The 17,075-nt window shown below is 70.7% G+C and carries 20 protein-coding genes; 8 read left to right on the forward strand and 12 right to left on the reverse strand.

Translation table 11 applies throughout. The features are described from left to right. Window positions 1-56: 56 nt before the first annotated feature. Window positions 57-1,022: an SDR family NAD(P)-dependent oxidoreductase gene (locus ACIQTT_RS13635; protein WP_402790915.1), complete on the reverse strand. Its 966-nt coding sequence runs from the start codon at window positions 1,020-1,022 to the stop codon at window positions 57-59. 90 nt (window positions 1,023-1,112) lie between these two features. Here ACIQTT_RS13635 and ACIQTT_RS13640 point away from each other — a divergent pair, with 90 nt between their 5' ends. Together ACIQTT_RS13640 and ACIQTT_RS13645 are read left to right on the forward strand one after the other, a co-directional pair. After that, window positions 1,113-1,655: a TetR/AcrR family transcriptional regulator gene (locus tag ACIQTT_RS13640; RefSeq protein WP_402790917.1), complete on the forward strand. Its 543-nt coding sequence runs from the start codon at window positions 1,113-1,115 to the stop codon at window positions 1,653-1,655. A gap of 82 nt (window positions 1,656-1,737) precedes the next feature. Next, a complete protein-coding gene (locus ACIQTT_RS13645) occupies window positions 1,738-2,826 on the forward strand; it encodes an alkene reductase (RefSeq protein ID WP_402790920.1) in 1,089 nt (362 codons plus the stop codon). A 104-nt stretch (window positions 2,827-2,930) separates the two neighbouring features. On the opposite strand, the gene hxlA is transcribed toward ACIQTT_RS13645, so the two are convergent. Together hxlA and hxlB are read right to left on the reverse strand one after the other, a co-directional pair. Next, a complete protein-coding gene (gene hxlA, locus ACIQTT_RS13650; RefSeq protein ID WP_402790923.1) occupies window positions 2,931-3,554 on the reverse strand; it encodes a 3-hexulose-6-phosphate synthase in 624 nt (207 codons plus the stop codon). Window positions 3,555-3,614: 60 nt separating this feature from the next. Next, the gene (gene hxlB / locus ACIQTT_RS13655; protein ID WP_402790926.1) at window positions 3,615-4,196 is read right to left on the reverse strand and encodes a 6-phospho-3-hexuloisomerase; all 582 of its coding nucleotides are present in this window, start codon (window positions 4,194-4,196) and stop codon (window positions 3,615-3,617) included. 94 nt (window positions 4,197-4,290) lie between these two features. Here hxlB and ACIQTT_RS13660 point away from each other — a divergent pair, with 94 nt between their 5' ends. Both ACIQTT_RS13660 and ACIQTT_RS13665 read left to right on the forward strand, forming a co-directional pair. Next, complete coding sequence (locus ACIQTT_RS13660) at window positions 4,291-5,118, forward strand: LuxR C-terminal-related transcriptional regulator (protein WP_402790929.1); 828 nt, start codon at window positions 4,291-4,293, stop codon at window positions 5,116-5,118. Between the two features lie 114 nt (window positions 5,119-5,232). Then, on the forward strand, window positions 5,233-5,550 hold the full coding sequence (locus tag ACIQTT_RS13665) for a DUF2277 domain-containing protein (RefSeq protein WP_402790932.1): 318 nt from the start codon (window positions 5,233-5,235) through the stop codon (window positions 5,548-5,550). A gap of 4 nt (window positions 5,551-5,554) precedes the next feature. On the opposite strand, the gene ACIQTT_RS13670 is transcribed toward ACIQTT_RS13665, so the two are convergent. Together ACIQTT_RS13670 and ACIQTT_RS13675 are read right to left on the reverse strand one after the other, a co-directional pair. Continuing rightward, entirely contained in the window at window positions 5,555-6,244 is a 690-nt protein-coding gene (locus tag ACIQTT_RS13670; protein ID WP_402790935.1) for a DedA family protein, read from the reverse strand. Between the two features lie 70 nt (window positions 6,245-6,314). Next, window positions 6,315-7,862, reverse strand: coding sequence for a LuxR C-terminal-related transcriptional regulator (locus ACIQTT_RS13675; RefSeq protein WP_402790938.1), 1,548 nt, complete (start codon window positions 7,860-7,862; stop codon window positions 6,315-6,317). A gap of 192 nt (window positions 7,863-8,054) precedes the next feature. On the opposite strand from ACIQTT_RS13675, the gene ACIQTT_RS13680 reads away from it, so the two are divergent. Continuing rightward, entirely contained in the window at window positions 8,055-8,543 is a 489-nt protein-coding gene (locus tag ACIQTT_RS13680; protein ID WP_402790941.1) for a pyridoxamine 5'-phosphate oxidase family protein, read from the forward strand. Between the two features lie 3 nt (window positions 8,544-8,546). Here the strand turns inward: ACIQTT_RS13680 and ACIQTT_RS13685 are convergent, their stop codons facing one another. Beyond that, window positions 8,547-8,954, reverse strand: coding sequence for a hypothetical protein (locus tag ACIQTT_RS13685; protein ID WP_402790944.1), 408 nt, complete (start codon window positions 8,952-8,954; stop codon window positions 8,547-8,549). Between the two features lie 210 nt (window positions 8,955-9,164). On the opposite strand from ACIQTT_RS13685, the gene ACIQTT_RS13690 reads away from it, so the two are divergent. Then, a complete protein-coding gene (locus ACIQTT_RS13690; RefSeq protein ID WP_402790947.1) occupies window positions 9,165-9,470 on the forward strand; it encodes a hypothetical protein in 306 nt (101 codons plus the stop codon). A gap of 45 nt (window positions 9,471-9,515) precedes the next feature. Beyond that, on the forward strand, window positions 9,516-9,926 hold the full coding sequence (gene arr / locus ACIQTT_RS13695) for an NAD(+)--rifampin ADP-ribosyltransferase (RefSeq protein WP_402790950.1): 411 nt from the start codon (window positions 9,516-9,518) through the stop codon (window positions 9,924-9,926). A 32-nt stretch (window positions 9,927-9,958) separates the two neighbouring features. On the opposite strand, the gene ACIQTT_RS13700 is transcribed toward arr, so the two are convergent. Then, complete coding sequence (locus tag ACIQTT_RS13700) at window positions 9,959-10,231, reverse strand: hypothetical protein (protein ID WP_402790953.1); 273 nt, start codon at window positions 10,229-10,231, stop codon at window positions 9,959-9,961. 113 nt (window positions 10,232-10,344) lie between these two features. Between ACIQTT_RS13700 and ACIQTT_RS13705 the strand changes: the two genes are divergently transcribed. Then, complete coding sequence (locus ACIQTT_RS13705; protein WP_402790955.1) at window positions 10,345-10,668, forward strand: hypothetical protein; 324 nt, start codon at window positions 10,345-10,347, stop codon at window positions 10,666-10,668. 25 nt (window positions 10,669-10,693) lie between these two features. Here ACIQTT_RS13705 and ACIQTT_RS13710 read toward each other — a convergent pair whose 3' ends face one another. From ACIQTT_RS13710 to ACIQTT_RS13730, 5 genes are all read right to left on the reverse strand, one after another. Continuing rightward, entirely contained in the window at window positions 10,694-11,650 is a 957-nt protein-coding gene (locus ACIQTT_RS13710) for a sugar kinase (protein ID WP_402790957.1), read from the reverse strand. A 28-nt stretch (window positions 11,651-11,678) separates the two neighbouring features. Next, window positions 11,679-12,905, reverse strand: coding sequence for a D-mannonate dehydratase ManD (manD, locus tag ACIQTT_RS13715; protein WP_402790960.1), 1,227 nt, complete (start codon window positions 12,903-12,905; stop codon window positions 11,679-11,681). A gap of 112 nt (window positions 12,906-13,017) precedes the next feature. Continuing rightward, on the reverse strand, window positions 13,018-14,409 hold the full coding sequence (locus ACIQTT_RS13720) for an MFS transporter (RefSeq protein WP_402790963.1): 1,392 nt from the start codon (window positions 14,407-14,409) through the stop codon (window positions 13,018-13,020). A 54-nt stretch (window positions 14,410-14,463) separates the two neighbouring features. Further along, window positions 14,464-15,468 (reverse strand): L-idonate 5-dehydrogenase, encoded by a 1,005-nt coding sequence (locus ACIQTT_RS13725; protein ID WP_402790966.1) that lies wholly within the window; start codon window positions 15,466-15,468, stop codon window positions 14,464-14,466. Beyond that, window positions 15,465-17,036 (reverse strand): mannitol dehydrogenase family protein, encoded by a 1,572-nt coding sequence (locus ACIQTT_RS13730; protein WP_402790969.1) that lies wholly within the window; start codon window positions 17,034-17,036, stop codon window positions 15,465-15,467. The genes ACIQTT_RS13725 and ACIQTT_RS13730 overlap by 4 nt, the downstream gene beginning before the upstream one ends. Window positions 17,037-17,075: the final 39 nt, after the last annotated feature.

A 17,075-nucleotide genomic window follows, 5' to 3' on the forward strand; every position in this document is an offset into this window, starting at 1 on the left:
GCGTGGCTGAGGTCGTCGAGACCCACCGCGCCCGTCGAGACCCATCGCCCTGTACGTCAGGGGCGGTGGGTCTCGGTGCGACCGGTGGGTCTCGGCATCCGGATCGGCGCCCCGGCGAGCTGCTCGAGCTGCTCCCAGACCGACGCGGCGAGTGCCGCGGGAGGCGTGTGGGTCCGGGGCAGCGGCTCGACGCGCACGGGCAGCCCGCGCAGGCGACCGGCGGGCGAGTAGTACTCGCCGCCCTGCGCCTCGGGATCGGTGAGGGCGCGCACGGCCGCCCACGCGGCGGTGTCCTTGCCCTGCGCCCACGGCGTGTACGGGTTGCGCTGGTACGGCGTGGTCGCATCGCGGATGCCGGCGCGCTCGGGGGTCTTCGCATCGACGCCGACCCCGGGCCGCACGACGAGCGACGCCACGGGCAGGCCGCTCGCACGCAGGCGCCGGTCGAGCTCGAAGGCGAAGACCTCGGTGACCGTCTTGGCCTTCGTGTAGGCGCTGATCGCCAGCCGCGGTGTCGCCCGCACGTCGTCGACGTCGACACGGAACTGGCTCACGAAACCGGTCGACGTGTGCACGATGCGGGCGGCCCGTCCGTGCGCCTCGCCGGTCGCGACGAGGGCGGGAAGGATGCCGGAGAGCAGGCGCACGTTCGCGACGACGTGGGTGCCGAGCAGGGGTGGGAGTCCGTCGGCGGTGGGTGCCCCGCGCCAGCCCGACATGGTGCCGCCGTTGAGGAGCACGCCGTCGAGGCGGGGGAGTGCCTGCAACTCTTCGGCTGCGCGATCGACCGATGCGAGCGACGCGAGATCGACCACGACACTGCGCACGGAAGCGCCGGGGGCATGGGCGCGGATGGAGGCCTCGGCGAGGCGCAGCTTGCTCTCGGAACGCGAGGCGAGCACGACGTCGGCGCCGGCCGCCGCGAGCTGCTCGGCGGCGAAGTAGCCGATGCCGGCGGTCGCGCCGGTGACGACGATCGTGCGTCCGGTCTGGTCGGGGAGAAGGACGGGGTTCCAGGTCATGAGCAGTCCTCGGATGCTAAGCGGATGAGTTATCCGTTTGACCATAACACAACCGGATGATCTATCCGCTTGCGGTGATACCCTGGGGGCATGCGACAGATACGGGCGGATGCCGCGCGCAGCCGGGCGCGGATCCTCGAGGTCGCCCGTGCCCAGCGCGGCGACGGGCTGAGCCTGAACGCCGTCGCCCGCGAGGCCGGCGTCGGCGTCGGCACGGTCTACCGCCACTTCCCGACCGTGCACGCGCTCGTCGAGGCGCTGTCGGTCGAGACGCTCGAGCGGATGCTGACGATCGCCCGCGCAGCGACCGGCGATCCCGACACCCGCGCAGCCCTCGCGGCCTTCCTCGACAACGCCCTCGCGCTGCAGCTCGAAGACGGCGGACTGCAGGCCGTGCTGCTCTCACCGGATGACGAGGAGGAGAGCGTGCGCGCGATGAAGGTCGAGATCTTCACCGCATTCGAGGGAGTGCTCGAGCGTGCGCGTCGAGAGGGCATTGTGCGCCCCGAGCTCACGATCGTGCAGCTCGAACGACTGATCTGCGGAGTCGAGCACGCCGTGCGCATCGGAGACGCGCGCGACCGGCAGCTGTTCCTCGACATCATGCTGGCCGGCATCCGTCCTGAGGCGTGACCGGGCGCGTGATCGCGGCATGGCGGGAGGCGCGGCGGGAGCGACCGGGAATACGTCGCCGCGCCCGCGCCTTCCCCTCAGAGTGACTCTCTACTCGCCCGCCGTCTTCGGCGCCCTGAACCTGTCCAACCGCGTCGTGATGGCGCCGCTCACGCGCACCCGCGCCGATGACGCCGGCGTGCCCACCGACACGATGGTGGATTACTACCGCCAGCGCGCCGGTCAGGGCCTGATCATCAGCGAGGGCGTGTGGCCCGCGGCCGAGGGCAAGTCGTACCCCGGGCAGCCGGGCATCGTCACGCCCGCGCAGATCGAGGGCTGGCGCCGTGTCGCCGACGCCGTGCACGCGGCCGGAGGAACGATCGTGATGCAGCTCATGCACGGCGGACGCGTCTCGCACCCGCTCATCTCGGGGGAGGACCGCGTCGTCGGCCCGAGCGCGCTCGCCGCCCCGGGCCAGACCCGCACGCCCGAGGGCAAGGCCGACCTGCCCGTCGCGCACGCGCTCACCCTCGACGAGATCCCCGTCGTGGTCGAGCAGTTCGTGCAGGCGGCGCGCAACGCGATCGCGGCCGGGTTCGACGGTGTCGAGGTGCACGGCGCCAACGGCTACCTCGTGCACGAGTTCCTCTCGCCGGTGTCGAACGTGCGCGACGACTCGTACGGCGGATCTCCCGAGAACCGCGCGCGCTTCGCCGTCGAGGTGACGCGCGCCGTCGCCGCGGCGGTCGGAGCGGAACGCACCGGCATCCGTCTGTCTCCCCAGCACAACATCCAGGGCGTGCTCGAAGAGGACGACGCCGACGTGCGTGCGACCTACACCGCCGTCGCGAACGGCCTCGCCGCCCTCGGACTCGCGTTCGTCGATGTGCTCAACGCCGACCCGCGCGCCGACCTGGTGCAGGCGATCCGTGCCGCGTCGAAGGCCCCGCTCATCGTCAACTCGGGCTTCTCGACCCCGACCACCCGCGAGGAGGCCGAGGAGCTGGTCGAGGAGGGATGGGCGGATGCCGTCGCCGCCGGGCGCCCCGTGATCGCCAACCCCGACCTCGTCGAGCGCTGGCAGACGCGCGCCGAGCTGAACGAGCCCCGCCCCGAACTGTTCTACGGCTCGACCGCCGAGGGCTACACCGACTACCCGTCGCTCGAGGACTCGCGCTCCGAGGCCTGACCGGTCGGCACTCCGGCGGGTCGCCCACCGCGAACGCCGAGACCCACCACCCGCACGTCGGGGGCGGTGGGTCTCGGCGCTCGTGTGGGGGGCGTGCCCGCGGGTCAGACGATCGCGGCGCGCAGCGCCGCTGCGGCGTCTCCGACGTTGTCGGCGCTGTAGATCGCGCTGCCGGCGACGGCGACCTGCGCGCCGGATGCCTGCACCGCGGCGATGCTCGACGCGTTCACGCCACCCGCGACCGAGAACGCGACGCCGGATGCCGTGCCGTCGGTGAGGAGGCTGTCGAGGGAGTAGCCCTCCTGCGCCTGCTCGTCGAGGCCGGCGTGCATCTCGACGAACTCCGCGCCCAGGCCGATGACCTGCTGGGCGCGGGCTGCCTTGTCGGCGACGCCGATCAGGTCGACGACGATGCCCTTGCCGTGCTTCTTCGCGGCCTTCACGGCACCGGCGATGGTGCTGTCGTCGGCGGCGCCGAGCACGGTCACGAGGTCGGCGCCCGCGCCGAAGGCGATGTCGGCTTCGAGCTCACCGGCATCCATCGTCTTGAGGTCGGCGAAGATCACCTTGTCGGGGTGCGCCTCCTTCAGCGCGGTGATCGCCGACAGGCCCTCGCTCTTGATGAGGGGCGTGCCGAGTTCGAGGATGTCGACGTGCGCGGCGGCGGCGGCGGCCAGCTCCAGGGCCTTCTCGGTGCTGAGGGTGTCGATGGCGAACTGCAGTTTCATGGGTGTTCCGTTCTTCTGGGGATGGTTTCGGGGGGAGCAGACGGATGCCGCTGTCGGGCGTCACTCGAGGTTCGCGTGCCGCGGCCACAGCTCGTCGGCGCTCGATCCCTGGCGCTGCCACAGCGCGTGGAAGAGCCCGTCGCCGATCACGACGACGATCTGCTCGAACAGGCCCCCGGCGTACTGCGCCGACGCTTCTGCGCTGCGGTCGAGCTTCTGCGCCGCGGGCACCCGCACCCGCACCGTGGCGAGGTCGGAGAGGGGCGACGACTCGGCGGTGGTGATCACGCCGACGCGTGCGCCGATCCCGGAGGCGCGGGTGGCCGCGCGCACGATGGACTCGGTCGTGCCCGAACCGCTCGCGGTGAGCAGCACGTCGCCCGCCGCGATGGCGGGAGTGGTGGTGTCGCCGACCACGTGCACCTCGAGGCCCAGGTGCATGAGGCGCATCGCCGTCATGCGCAGGGCGAGTCCCGAGCGGCCCGCGCCCATCACGAAGACGCGGTCGGCGTCGGTGAGGAGGGCGGCGAGTTCGTCGAGCTGTCGCGCGTTCGCGACGCTCGTGCGCTCGGCGGCGTGCAGGAGCTCGTTCGCGACGAGGGAGATCGCCGCTCCCGGGGAGATGGTAGTGGTGAGGGGCATGTACCCAGCCTCGTCAGCATCCGATCGTCGGGCGCTCCTGCCTCGGGACCGTTCGGCCTACCCGAAAGGAGGGGGCTGGATAGAGTGGGTACCCATGAGCGCCACCGACCGCACCGCGCAGACCACGTCGCGCCGCCTCACCGCCGACCACTCCCGCGCACTCGCCGAGCAGCGCGACCGGTATGCGCTCACGCTCGAGTCCCTGCTCGCGACGCTGCGCTCGACCCGCCTCGACGACCGGGCGGCGCGTACGATCGCGGTCGACGTCGCCGCCGGTGCCCTCGTGGGGCTGCGCACCCTGAACGACGAGCAGGGGGCGGGCCTCGAGCCGGTGAGCGGGGCGTTCGAGCGGCTGCGCGGCGACCTGCGCCCGCTCGTTCGGTACAGCGAGCTCGACGTGCAATTCGTCGAGCCACCGGCCAACGGTCGTGCCCTCCCGGGCGACATCGCGCACCCCGCGCGCGCCATCGTGCGCAGCACCGTGCTGGCGATCGTCGACCGCGGCGACACCCGGCGCGTGCGCATCCAGTGGGACTGCGACGGCCTGAACCTGCTCATCGGCATCCGCGACGACGGCCGCGGAGACCTCACCACCCACGACGACACCCTGCGCTCGATCGGCGAGCAGGTGTCGGCCCTCGCCGGCGACTTCTCGGTGTCGGCGACCCCGGGCTGGGGCTCGGAGGTCGGCATCCGCCTGCCCCTGGACCCACCCGCGGATGCCGGCGACCTGCCCGCCGCGATCGACGCCAGTCCCCGCGAGCGCGACGTTCTGCGCCTGATCGCCGCTGGTCGACGCAACCGCGAGATCGCGCACACGCTCAGCGTCAGCGAGAACACCGTGAAGTTCCACGTCTCAAACCTGCTGCGCAAGTCCGGGGCCACCTCGCGGGTCGAACTCGCGGCGATCGCGCGCGGCTGACCACCCGTTCGGAGGGGCGGACCCGTGCCAACGGGTGGGCACGGGTCCGCGCCCGTCGCCGGGGCCACGCCGCCACCTCTTGACTCCGGCGCTCAGCGATCTAGCCTGGCAGGCATGTGCCGCAACATCATCCCCCTGAACAACCTCGAGCCCCCGGCATCCGACGACGAATGCCACGACGCCGCACTGCAGTTCGTGCGCAAGATCTCGGGGACGAACGCGCCGTCGCGCGCGAACCAGGAGGTGTTCGACCGGGCGATCGCCGAGATCGAACGGTCGGTGCGGAGTCTGCTCGACGGACTCGTCACCTCGGCGCCGCCGAAGAACCGTCAGGAGCAGGCTGCCAAGCGCCAGGCGCGTTCGGCGGAGCGCTACGAGGCGATCCGGGTGTTCCAGGACGCGAAGCGCGCCGCCCGCACCGCCGACGCCTGAGGGATCAGTCGGCGTCGGGCTGCGGCATCCGTCGTGCGTCGCCCTCGCGCAGCCGCCGGCGGATGCGCGCGGCGATGAACGCGAGCACGAGCAGGGCGATCGCCCCGACGGCGATGTTCGAGATGAGGCCGCTCCACTCCTCGAGCACCGGCTTGATGGCCGGGCCGAACGCGAAGCCGAGACCGATCCAGATCGCGTTCCAGACGCCCGAGCCGATCAGCGTGTAGAGCGTGAACTTCCACAGCGGCATGCGCTCGATGCCCGCGGGGATCGAGATGAATGACCGCACGAGCGGCACGCAACGCCCGAAGAGCACCGCCCCGCCGCCCCAGCGGGCGAAGAACGCCTCGGCCTTGTCGAAGTCGTCGTGGTCGAGCAGCGGGATACGACCGACGATCCGACGCGTGCGGTCGCGCCCGACCGCGGCGCCGATCGCGTACCAGATCAGGGCACCGACGAGCACGCCGAGGGTGGCCGCCGCCCACGCGCCCCACGCGCTCATCCGGCCCTCGTAGGCGAGGAACCCGGCGACCGGCAGGATCGCCTCCGACGGGATCGGCGGCACGAACGTCTCGATGAGGATCGCGATGCCGACGCCCACCTCCCCGAGCGATTCGATGAGGCTCAGCACCCAGCCGACGAAACCGTCGTAGGCGGGGGCGGATGCTTCCAGAGCGGGGGTGATGCGGCTCATCGTGTCCTCAGGTGTCGGGGATCGCGGTGGTCGTACCCACCGACGTTATCCCGTACACCTGAGTCCTGGCTCAGCGCCCGAGCTGGAACAGCGCGATCAGCTCCTGGCGGCTCGAGACCTCGAGCTTGCGGAACGCGCCCCGCAGCTGCGACTTGACCGTGTTGACGCTCACGTGCTGCTGGGCGGCGATGTCGGTGTTCGACAGTCCGGCCAGGGCCGATGCCACGACCGCGGCCTCGCGGCGGGTGAGGGCCTCGGTCCCGGCGACCGCCGCCACCTCCGCGAGGACGCGCAGGAGACCGGCGATCTCCGGCTCCCCGCGTTCCTCGATCATGTCGGCGAGGGCGAGGCGCGCCGGGGTCGTCGCCTGGGGGAGGGCGGAGTACACGCCGTTCCAGGTGGCGAGAGCGGCGGCGCGCTGCAGCAGATCGTCGCGCTGTTCGGGCGCGCCCGTCTCCGCGGCGATCGTGAGCGCGGCGATGAGGATGCGCGGGCGCGCGTTCGACGTCTGCAGCAGAGGGACGATCATGCGCCGCGCCGCCGCGGCCTGGTCGCGTTGCAGGAGGCGGCGGGCGAGCAGCGTCGCGCCGATCTGCACCACGAGGCTCTCGTCGGCGGAGGGGGCCGCGATGTCGAGCTCGCGCGCGGCGCGATCGGGCTGATGCAGCAGGAGCAGTAGCAGGTAGCGCACCAGGCGCGTGTAGTCGGCATTCACCTGCACCCGCGCGTACTCGGGCGCGAGGGAGGCGACGAAGGAGTCGAACTCCGAGAGCAGCACCTGCGCGTCGTCGCGCCGGTCCGGGGTGGTGATGAAGGCGCGCAGCGCGAAGTACGGACCCCAGAAATCCAGCGACAGAGTGATGTCGATGCCCTCGAGGATCTCGCCGGCGGTGTCCATGTCGAGGCGGTCGGTGTGCAGCACTGCATCGGCGAGACGTGCGGCGGTCGGAGCATCCGCCGCCCACCAGGCGCCGTCGGGAACCTCCGGGAGCTGGGCGAGCCAGCGCGCGGCGTCGCGTCCGCGGCCGTGCACCGCATGGATGAAGGCGCTGGCCCCGCCCGCCGTGAGGCGGACGAGACGGTTGTCGACCGATGCGGCCCAGTCGTAGCTGCGGGCGAACTGCTCGAGCGCATCGTCGAACCGGTTGGCGAGGAAGTACGTCACGCCCCAGTGGTAATGCAGCTCCGGGAGGGCGTTGGCGAAGGTCGGGATGATGTCGACCGGTACGGCGCGCAGCGTCTGCACGGCCAGGTCGGCGGCGGCGGTCGCGTCGTCGAGACGACCGTCGCCACGGGCGGTCGCGATGCGGCCGGTCAGAGCGGCGAGACGATCCAGCGGCGGCGCATCCGGGTCGTCGGCGAGGATGTCGGTGTACGCGCGGCTCTCGGGCTGGCGGGTCGAGCGTCGACGCAGGTGCTCCTCGGCCAAGCGGAGGCGCGGGTTCGCCTGCAGCACCTTCGGGGGCAGATTCTCGATCGTGCGGATCAACACCTGCGGGTGGCTCTGGTAGAGATCGCTCCAGCGGGACCCCAGGATGCCGAGCACCCCGGTCCAGTCGCCGTCATCCTGCGCGGAGGCGAGCGATCGTTCGAGGTCTTCGGCGTCTCCTGCGGTCATCGAATCGATCTCTCCCTCGTCGTTCCCCTCGACCTTCCCAGTCTGTCAGAAGCGACGTGCGGTGATTGCGCAACCATCGCGCGTCACGACTATGCCCTCCCGCGCGGATCCGCAACCCCCTCGGCGCCGGCATCCGCCCGTCGCAGGATGGCGGGGATGCCGCGCGAATCGTGGCGCAGAAGGGACACTCTCATGACCGACACCACCCCCGTCCAGCGGGTCGCCGAGCTCCTCAAGGACTTCCGCTTCGCGATGTTCACCACGCGCAACGCCGAGGGGCGCCTCGTCTCGCATCCGCTCACCGTGCAGGAGGCCGAGTTCGACGGCGACCTCTGGTTCCTCGTGTCGAAGAGCGCGACGCTCGTGCTCGATGCCCAGGCCGACGAGCGCGTGGGCGTATCGCTCTCGTCGAACGACTCGTGGGTGTCGCTGTCGGGCACCGCGGCGCTCGTCGACGACCCGGCGAAGGTGCGGGAGCTCTGGAGTCCCACGGTCGAGGCCTGGTTCACGAACGGGCCCGACGACCCCGACGTGGGCCTGCTGAAGTTCACCGCCGAGTCCGCCGAGTACTGGGACAGCCCGGGCGGAAAGATCGCCTCGCTGTTCAGCTTCGTGAAGTCGAAGATCACCGGCGAGCCGCTCGAGGGTGAGAACGAGACGGTCGAGCTGCCGGAGCGGTGACCCTCAGCGCGTGAAGATCCACTGGATCGTCGCGACCACCGCGACGACGGCGAAGACGATCCAGTAGAAGCGCACGGGGATGAAGAAGAGCGTCGACCGCGGAGTGACGAAGAGACCGTTGCCTTCGTCGTCGACCGCCTGCACGATCTCGGTCGTCTTCTTGCGGCCCTTCTCATCGACGATCGGCTCGGCGAGCACGCGTTCGAGCATCGCGGGCTGCGGCTTGTCGAGCCGTGGGAACACCCACAGCGTCAGCGCCAGGCTGACCAGCGTGGCGTAGCCGAACATGGCCACGCCGACCAGGGGACCCTTCGAGGGCAGGCCGAGTCCGGTCAGTGTCTGATTCCCGAGAAACGCCGACAGGGCGAGCGCCAGCGGTACGAGAATCCCCCAGCGGGTCCAGATGATCACAGCGATGTCCTCTCCACACTCGGCGGGGGATCGGGTGCCGGCGCGCTGGGCGTCCTGCTGGCACTGGGCTCGATCTCTGGCGTCCTGTGGATCGCCGGTGACGCCCTCACTGTCCGCTTAGTCGAGGCGACCGTCGGTGAGCGGAGCGTCACGATCCGACGCGTGTGGGGGCGCAGGAGAACCATCGACCGAGCGTCGGTGGATGAGGTCGTGCTCATCTCCCTCGTGCTGCCGACGCGCCTGGGGCCGACAGCGACGCGACGGGTCGTCCTGCGGCAGAGCGGAGGGCTGGTCATGGCTTTCACCCCGCGCGACGCGGGATTCGCCGCGGCGCTCGCCAGGTTCGGATGGGATCCCGTCGTGATCGCGGATCCGCTCACTCCGCCCGAGGCGTCCAGTCGCTACCCGGGGGCGGCCGGCCGGGGTGAGATGCTCTCGCACCTGCTCCCCGTCGGCGCGATCATCATCGGCGTGGCCGCCGCCGTCTGGGCGGTCGCCGTCGCTCTCGGGCGCTGACGGTCGTCACTGTCGGTGGGCGAGGCCCCGGCATAGGCTGTCGGCGTGAGCGACGCACTCGACGACGGACCGTTCTTCCACGGCACGAAGGCCGATCTGCGGCCGGGCGATCTGCTGACCGCGGGGTTCCCCTCGAACTACCGCCCCGAGATCGTCATGAACCACATCTACTTCACGGCGATGCCGAACGGTGCGGGTCTCGCGGCCGAGCTCGCTCCCGGCGATCGTGCACCGCGCGTGTACGAGGTCGAACCGACCGGGGAATTCGAGAACGACCCCAACGTCACCGACAAGAAGTTTCCGGGCAACCCGACCCGTTCCTACCGCAGCGCTGCCGCGTTGCGGGTCGTGCGCGAGGTGGACGACTGGGTCCGGTTGGCACCGGAAGCGCTCGCCGAGTGGCGGCGGAAGCTCGCCGCGCTGCACGCCGACGAGCGCGCCGAGATCATCAACTGATCGTCCACCCGACCGACCCGTCAACCGACCGGTCAGAGGTCCCAGTCGCTGAGCGGGGCGATCGGCGGGGTGTGGTCGATGCTCTCGCGTCCTTCGTGCTCGACCGAGATGACGACGCGTGCGCCGGGTGAGACGAGCACGCTCACGAGACCCCCGCGGCTCGATATGTCGACGAAGGTCGGCTCCGACCGTGCGGCCGCCTCGATCCGCGACATGAGATCGACGAGGTCGCGGTCGCCGTCCAGAAGGAACTCGCGTCCGTCGATCTCGATCCGTGTTCTCGGCTTCGTTCTCGACCCGTCCATGCGCTCGACGGTAGACCTGAACCGCCCCGACGCTGAGGGGGTTGCGCGAGGCGGATGCCGTTGGTAGCCGTATCCGGCATCCGCCAGCGTCGGACCCGACTATGGTTTCGGATATGGGTTCTCTGCACTACGGCGGCTCGGACGACGCCATCCACATCGATGACCGTGCACTCGCGCATCTCAAGGTCGCGATCGCCACGAAGCTGCGCCGCAACGAGAGCTTCACGCTGTCGTGGCGTCACGCCGACGGCGGCGACGACGGCCGGTCGACGATCTGGCTGCACCCGTCGATCCCGCTGCGCTTCACGTTCGACGATCCCGAGGCGCCGCAGCTGAACCTGAAGTGGATCGAGCAGCTCATGATGTCGGCGAACTCCTCGGGTGGCATCAGCCTCGTCGACGAGATGCTCGAGACGCCCGAGACCCCCCAGAACTGAGAGACGCCCGCGGGCGGAGGTCTGCTCAGCGACGTACGGGGTCGCCCCCGCCGTCGAGGAACCGCGCGAGTTCCCGCATCGTCGGAGCGGCTTCCCAATCGCCGGGCACGAGGCAGGCTATCGCGCCGCAGGCGTTGGCTCGCCGGAGGGTGCCGGCGATGCCCTGCCCCTCGAGCCGCGCGCTGAGATAGCCCGCCACGAACGCATCGCCCGCGCCGACCGTGTCGACCACGTCGATCGCGAAGCCGGGGGCAGCGACCACCTCGTCGGGGGTGAAGACGGATGCCCCGTCCGGGCCCTGCTTGAGCACGACCTGGCCGACGCCCGCGGCGTGCAGCAGCGCTGCCGCGTCGGTCGCGGATGCCTCGGGGTAGAGAACGGCGAATTCCTCGGCGCCGCCGAAGACGAGGTCGGCGCGCTCCGCGATCTCCCGCAGGATGGGGCCGGCCTCGGCGACGGGGGCCAAAGCCGAGCGGTAGTTGATGTCGACGCTCACCGTCACCCCGACGGCCGTCGCGCGGTCGACCGCGACGAGCAGCGCCTCGCGCGCCGAGGTCGACAGCAGCGGCGTGATGCCGGTGACGTGCAGGATCGCCGCGCGCTCGACCCACTCCGCGGGCAGATCGTCGGGGCGCAGCCGCGATCCGGCCGACCCCGCGCGGTAGTAGTGCACGGCGGTGGAGGCCGCGGAGGGCCGTTCCTTCACCATGAGCCCGGTCGGAGCATCCGCATCGACGATGCCGTGCACGTCGACGCCCTCGGCGCGGATCTCGCGCAGCACCCGCTCGCCGAGCGAATCGTCGCCGACCCGACCGAGCCACGCGACGGAGGCTCCGAGGCGCCGCAGCCCGATGGCGACATTGCTCTCAGCCCCTCCGACACCGAGCGCCATCGCACTCGCGTGCCGGAGGGAGCCGAGCTCGACGGTGCGCATCAGCGCCATGCTCTCGCCGAGCGTGATCACCCCGCCGGGCGTGATCATCCCGCGATCGTCACCCGTCATGAACGCGTCACCAGTCGTGGACGGTGCCGTCGAGCAGACGGTTCACCGGCAGGTACGCCTTGGTGTACTCGTGGCCCGCCGCGGCATCCTCGTCGAGCTCCACGCCCAGACCCGGCTTGTCGCCCGGGTGCAGGAAGCCCTTGTCGAACGTGAACGAGGTCTGGAAGACCTCGAGCGTCTGGGCGTTGTGCGGCATGTACTCCTGGATGCCGAAGTTGTGGATCGCGAGGTCGAGGTGCAGGGCTGCCGCCATGCCGACCGGCGAGATGTCGGTCGGACCGTGGATGCCGGACTTGATGCCGTAGATCGCGGCGAAGTCGAGGAGCTTCTTCATGGCCGTGATGCCGCCGGTGTGGGTGACGGCCGAGCGTACGTAATCGATCAGGCGCTCGGTGATGAGGGTCTGGTAGTCGTAGACCGAGTTGAAGACCTCGCCGATCGCGAGCGGCGTCGTGGAGTGCTGGCGCACCAGGCGCAGCGCGGTCTGGTCCTCGCCCGGGGTGCAGTCCTCGAGCCAGAAGAGGTCGTAGGGCTCGATGTCCTTCGCGAAGCGCGCGGCCTCGATCGGGGTCATGCGGTGGTGGCCGTCGTGCAGGATGCGCAGGTCGGTGCCGAAGTCCTCGCGGATGTTGGCGAAGACGCCGGGCATGTGGTTCAGGTAGTTGCGGGTGTCCCACCGCTCCTCGCTGGGACGGTCGCCCGAGCGCTTCGCGGGCTCGTAGTCGTAGCGCACGCCCGGGCCCGACGACGAGACGCCGTAGATCTGGCCGAGGCCGGGAACGCCGGTCTGCACGCGCACGGCCGTGTAGCCGAGCTCCGCGTAGCCGGTGATCGCGTTCTTGAGGGCGGCGTAGTCGGTGCCGGAGGCGTGGGCGTAGACGCGCACGCCCTCACGGCTGGCTCCGCCGAGCAGCTGGTAGAGGGGCATGCCGGCCTTCTTGGCCTTGATGTCCCACAGGGCCATGTCGACCGCGGCGATCGCGGCCATCGTGACCGGGCCGCGGCGCCAGTACGGGCCGCGGTAGAGGTACTGCCAGGTGTCTTCGATGCGGTCCTCGTCGCGGCCCACGAGCATCGAGGCGACGTGATCGGCGAGGTACGAGGCGACCGCGAGCTCACGCCCGTTGAGGGTCGCGTCGCCGAGGCCGGTGATGCCGTCGGAGGTCGTGATCTTGAGCGTGACGAAGTTGCGTCCGGGGCTGGTGATGTTGACGTCGACGAGCTCGATGGTCATGGCGTTCTCGGTTCTCCTGGTGAAGCGGGTGTGAAGCGGGGTGCGGTGCGGGTGCGGTGCGGGGTGCGGCCGAAGGTCTCGGCCGCACCCCGGGTCGTGATGCGCGTCGCGGTCAGGCGGCGTCGCGGGGGTCGGTCAGATCGCGACCGGCCACCTCGGGCATGATGATCGACGCGACGAGCGCGCAGAGCGTGAAGAACACGAGCATGACGATGATCGGGATGAACGATCCGGTGACGGCCGACACCCATGCGGCGGCGATGACGGGACCGGCGCCGGTGGCGACGATCGCCGCGATCTCACGGGCCATCGCGGTGTAGGTGTAGCGGTTGCGCGCACCGAACAGCTCGGGGAGGGTGAGGTTCTCGAGCGACGCGAAGCTCATCACCGCGAGGTTGTGCAGCACCACGTAGCCGATGAAGACCTGCGTGGTGTCCTTGCTGGCGATCATGAGCATCGTCGGGACGATGACGATCAGGGCGATGACCGCCCACACCATGTACATGCGCTTGCGGCCGAAGCGGTCGCCGAGCCAGCCCGACAGCGGCACCGTGATGAAGGCGACGAGCGACGAGACGATCACGGCGTTGACGCCGATCGAGCGGTCGAGCAGAAGCACGACGGTGATGTAGCTGATGAGGTACGTCTGGATCATGCCGGAGTTGCCGGCCTGGCCGAAGCGCAGGAGGAGGGCGATGACGAAGGCCTTGATGGGCTTGCGCTGCATGGCCTCGAGCGTGCGGATGTCGCCGGTCTCGGTCGCGAGCTGGATCGTCTCCTCGCGGGAGAGTGCCTTGCCGTCGACGACGTCGTCGCGCTCCTCGAAGACCGGGGTCTCCTTGAGGTTGAAGCGCACCCAGATCGCGAACAGCATGATGACGGCGCTGGCGATGAAGGGGATGCGCCAAGCCCAGTCGATGACCTCGTCCTCGCTGTACGCGACGAGCAGGATCGCCCAGATGCCGGAGGCGAGCAGCGTTCCGCAGTTCGTGCCGAGCGCGACGAGCGAGGCGATGATGCCGCGGCGCTTGACCGGGGCGTACTCGGCGAGCATGACGCCGGCGCCGGAGATCTCGGCTCCCGCACCGAAGCCCTGGGCGATGCGCAGCAGCACGAGCAGGATCGGCGCGAGCACGCCCACCTGCGAGTACGTCGGCAGGAAGCCGATGAGCGTCGTCGCGAGGCCCATGAGCAGGATCGTGTAGAAGAGCACCTTCGTGCGGCCGGTCTTGTCGCCGAGGCGGGCGAAGAAGAACGCTCCGACCGGGCGGGCGACGTAGCCGACGCCGTAGGTGGCCATCGCGGCGACGACCGCGACGGCGGGGTTCTCGGACGAGAAGAACAGATCGGCGAAGACGAGCGCGGCCGCCAGCGAGTACAGCTGGTAGTCCATGAACTCGAGCGCGGTGCCGAGCCAGCCCGAGATGGCCGCGCGGACGAGGTCGCGCACCGACCTCTTCGCGGCGGGATCGGCGGCCGGGGCCGTCGTGGTGGCGTCTGACATGGGAGGTACTCCTTCGGACCAGAGAAAAAGGGGGGTGAAGCGTGAGGGGGTGGATTAAAGGGAGAGCAGGACCTTCGCCGAGGCGGAGGAGTCGCGAGCGATCGTGAACGCGTTCACGGCATCGGATGCCGGGAGCACGTGCGAGATCACGGGGTCGAGAGCATCCGACTCCGCGAGCATGCGCACCGCGTCGTCGATCTCGGTCGAGAAGCGGAAGGCGCCGCGGATCGTGAGCTCCTTCGCCAGCAACGGCGCGAGGTTCACGCCGATGTCGGAGTTCGGAAGCATGCCGACCTGCACGATCGTGCCGGTGCGGCGGGTGGCGCGCACGGCCTGGGTGAGGGCGACACCGACGCCCGAGCACTCGAAGACGACGTCGTACGACTCGTTCTCGATCGTGTCCCGGCCGACGAGGGAGACCTCGGTCGCACCGAGAGCCAGCGCGCGGTCGAGGGGCTCGGGGCGCACGTCGCTCGCGCCGACGACGCCGGCGCCGGCGTGCACGGCCGCGGCGACCACCAGCAGCCCGATGGGGCCGGCGCCGATCACGAGTACGCGTCGGCCTGCGATGTCGCCCGCGAGACCGACGGCGTGGAGCGCGACGGCGAGGGGTTCGGCGAGTGCGGCGCGCTCGAGCGGAAGGCCGTCGGGCAGCACGCGGATCATGTGCTCCTCGACGATCAGGTACTCGGATGCTCCGCCCTGACGGTGCGGGTTCGCCGCGGCGCTGCCGAGGTAGTCGCCGCCGGGGCGCAGGTGCGGGCGGTCCTCGAGGCCGGCGACGGATGCTCCGTAGCGGGCCGGGTGCACGGTGACCGGCGTTCCCGGGGCGAGACGCCCGGAGGGGTCGAGGTCGACGACGCCGGAGAGCTCGTGGCCGGGCACGAGGGGCTCGCGGATCGTGTACTCGCCGTTGGCGCCGTGGAAGTAGTAGTGGAGGTCGGATCCGCAGATGCCGACGAAGCCGACGCGCAGTCGCACCTCGCCCGCGCCGGGTTCCGGGGTATCCCGGTCGTCCCAGCGGATGTCCTCCTTGCCGTGGATGACGAGCGACTTCATCGGCGGGCCTCCTTCGTGGCGGTCGTGGCGTTCGTGGTGGTCGTGGCGGTCGTGTCGTTGTCGAGCTCGCCCTCTTCCGCGGCGGAGAGGGCATCGGTGATCGCGGCGTCGACGCCTGCGCGACGGATCGTGTCGACCAGTTCGCCGACGCGGGCGGCGAAGGCGTCCTGATGGGCGAGCTCGCTGCCGAAGAGGCGGTGGTCCATGATCACGCGGCGGGCGAGATCGACGCCGTCGCGTGCGCCCGCGGCCAGCCCGGCGAGGCGCTCGCGGGCGGGGTCGGTCATCGCGGCCGCGTGCGCGCCGGGGTCGAAGCCGCCGAGCGGGGCATGGCACGACAGGTACCCGGCGACCGTGAGTGCGATGAGGTGCGGCATTCGCCCCTGTCCGAGGGCGAGGAGCGCGGGCTCCGGGATGCGCTGGCGCAGCTTCACCGAGCCGTCCGATCCGACCTGGCGGGTCTGGTGCCCGAGGGCGCTGTTGCCCCAGCGCTCGAACAGCTCGGCCTCGTAGGCGCGGATGTCGACACCGGTGGGCACGTCGACCGACGGCTCGTATTCGCCGCGCATGACGCCGCGCGCGGCATCCGCGATCCGGTCGATGCCGATCGCCTCGGGGATCGTGCCGACTCCGCGGAGGGCACCGAGGTACGCGATGAGCGAGTGCGTGCCGTTGAGCAGGCGAACCTTCATCTGCTCGTAGCGGGCGACCTCGGAGGTGAAGACGGCGCCGCCGGCCTCCCAGGCCGGGCGTCCGCCGGCGAACGCGTCCTCGATGGCCCACATCGTGAACGGTTCGCCCGGCACGGGGATGCCGTCGACCGCGCCGAGGAGGCCGGTGACCTCGTCGCGCAGCCGGGCGGTGGTCGACGGCACGATGCGGTCGACCATGCTCGAGGGGAAGGTGACCGAGCGGTCGAGGTAGTCGAGGGCGTCGGATGCCTCGCCACCGGGAAGGGCCTGCAGGAACTCGCGCACGAGCTTCTCGGTGTGCTTGCCGTTCGCGGCGAGGTTGTCGCAGCTGAGGATCGCGATCGGCTCGGCGCTGGAACGGGCACGGGCCTGGAGGCCGCGGGCGAGCTGGCCGATCGTCGACCGCGGCGCGCCGCCCTGCAGATCGGCGCGCACGGCCTGGTCGTCGAGGTCGAGGTGCTCGGTGGCGGGGGAGTAGCTGTAGCCGTTCTCGGTGACGGTGAGCGTGACGATGCGGATGCCGGGATCGGCGATGTGCGCGACCACGCGCTCGGGCTCGTCGCCGGCGACGAAGGCGTCGGTGTGCACGCCGGGGATCGCGAGGCTGGTGCCGGCGGGGGAAATGGTGGCGACCGAGTAGAGGAAGTCCTGCGCGTGCATCGCGTCGACGACCGTGCGCGAGCGGGAGGCGGCGCCGACGATGCCCCAGTCCCCGCCGTCCTGCGCGATGGCGGCGGCGGTGTACATGGCCTGGTGCGCCCGGTGGAAGCTGCCGAGACCCAGGTGCAGGATTCCGGTGCCGCTGGGGGTGACCAGCGGAGCGATGTCCGCGGGGGTGGCGCGGCTCAGGATCCGGAGATCGGCGTTGATCGTCATGTAAAGCAGTGTGTATGAGTTGTACAAACTTGTCAAGTC

This window comes from Microbacterium sp. NPDC090225 (assembly GCF_044772365.1).
Classification (GTDB): domain Bacteria; phylum Actinomycetota; class Actinomycetes; order Actinomycetales; family Microbacteriaceae; genus Microbacterium.

Coding starts and splice junctions, on each gene's coding strand:
- ACIQTT_RS13635 (WP_402790915.1), bottom strand. CDS start 1,022: ATGACCTGGAACCCCGTCCTTCTCCCCGACCAGACCGGACGCACGATC.
- ACIQTT_RS13640 (WP_402790917.1), top strand. CDS start 1,113: ATGCGACAGATACGGGCGGATGCCGCGCGCAGCCGGGCGCGGATCCTC.
- hxlA (WP_402790923.1), bottom strand. CDS start 3,554: ATGAAACTGCAGTTCGCCATCGACACCCTCAGCACCGAGAAGGCCCTG.
- hxlB (WP_402790926.1), bottom strand. CDS start 4,196: ATGCCCCTCACCACTACCATCTCCCCGGGAGCGGCGATCTCCCTCGTC.
- ACIQTT_RS13660 (WP_402790929.1), top strand. CDS start 4,291: ATGAGCGCCACCGACCGCACCGCGCAGACCACGTCGCGCCGCCTCACC.
- ACIQTT_RS13665 (WP_402790932.1), top strand. CDS start 5,233: ATGTGCCGCAACATCATCCCCCTGAACAACCTCGAGCCCCCGGCATCC.
- ACIQTT_RS13670 (WP_402790935.1), bottom strand. CDS start 6,244: ATGAGCCGCATCACCCCCGCTCTGGAAGCATCCGCCCCCGCCTACGAC.
- ACIQTT_RS13675 (WP_402790938.1), bottom strand. CDS start 7,862: ATGACCGCAGGAGACGCCGAAGACCTCGAACGATCGCTCGCCTCCGCG.
- ACIQTT_RS13680 (WP_402790941.1), top strand. CDS start 8,055: ATGACCGACACCACCCCCGTCCAGCGGGTCGCCGAGCTCCTCAAGGAC.
- ACIQTT_RS13700 (WP_402790953.1), bottom strand. CDS start 10,231: ATGGACGGGTCGAGAACGAAGCCGAGAACACGGATCGAGATCGACGGA.
- ACIQTT_RS13705 (WP_402790955.1), top strand. CDS start 10,345: ATGGGTTCTCTGCACTACGGCGGCTCGGACGACGCCATCCACATCGAT.
- ACIQTT_RS13710 (WP_402790957.1), bottom strand. CDS start 11,650: ATGATCACGCCCGGCGGGGTGATCACGCTCGGCGAGAGCATGGCGCTG.
- manD (WP_402790960.1), bottom strand. CDS start 12,905: ATGACCATCGAGCTCGTCGACGTCAACATCACCAGCCCCGGACGCAAC.
- ACIQTT_RS13720 (WP_402790963.1), bottom strand. CDS start 14,409: ATGTCAGACGCCACCACGACGGCCCCGGCCGCCGATCCCGCCGCGAAG.
- ACIQTT_RS13725 (WP_402790966.1), bottom strand. CDS start 15,468: ATGAAGTCGCTCGTCATCCACGGCAAGGAGGACATCCGCTGGGACGAC.
- ACIQTT_RS13730 (WP_402790969.1), bottom strand. CDS start 17,036: ATGACGATCAACGCCGATCTCCGGATCCTGAGCCGCGCCACCCCCGCG.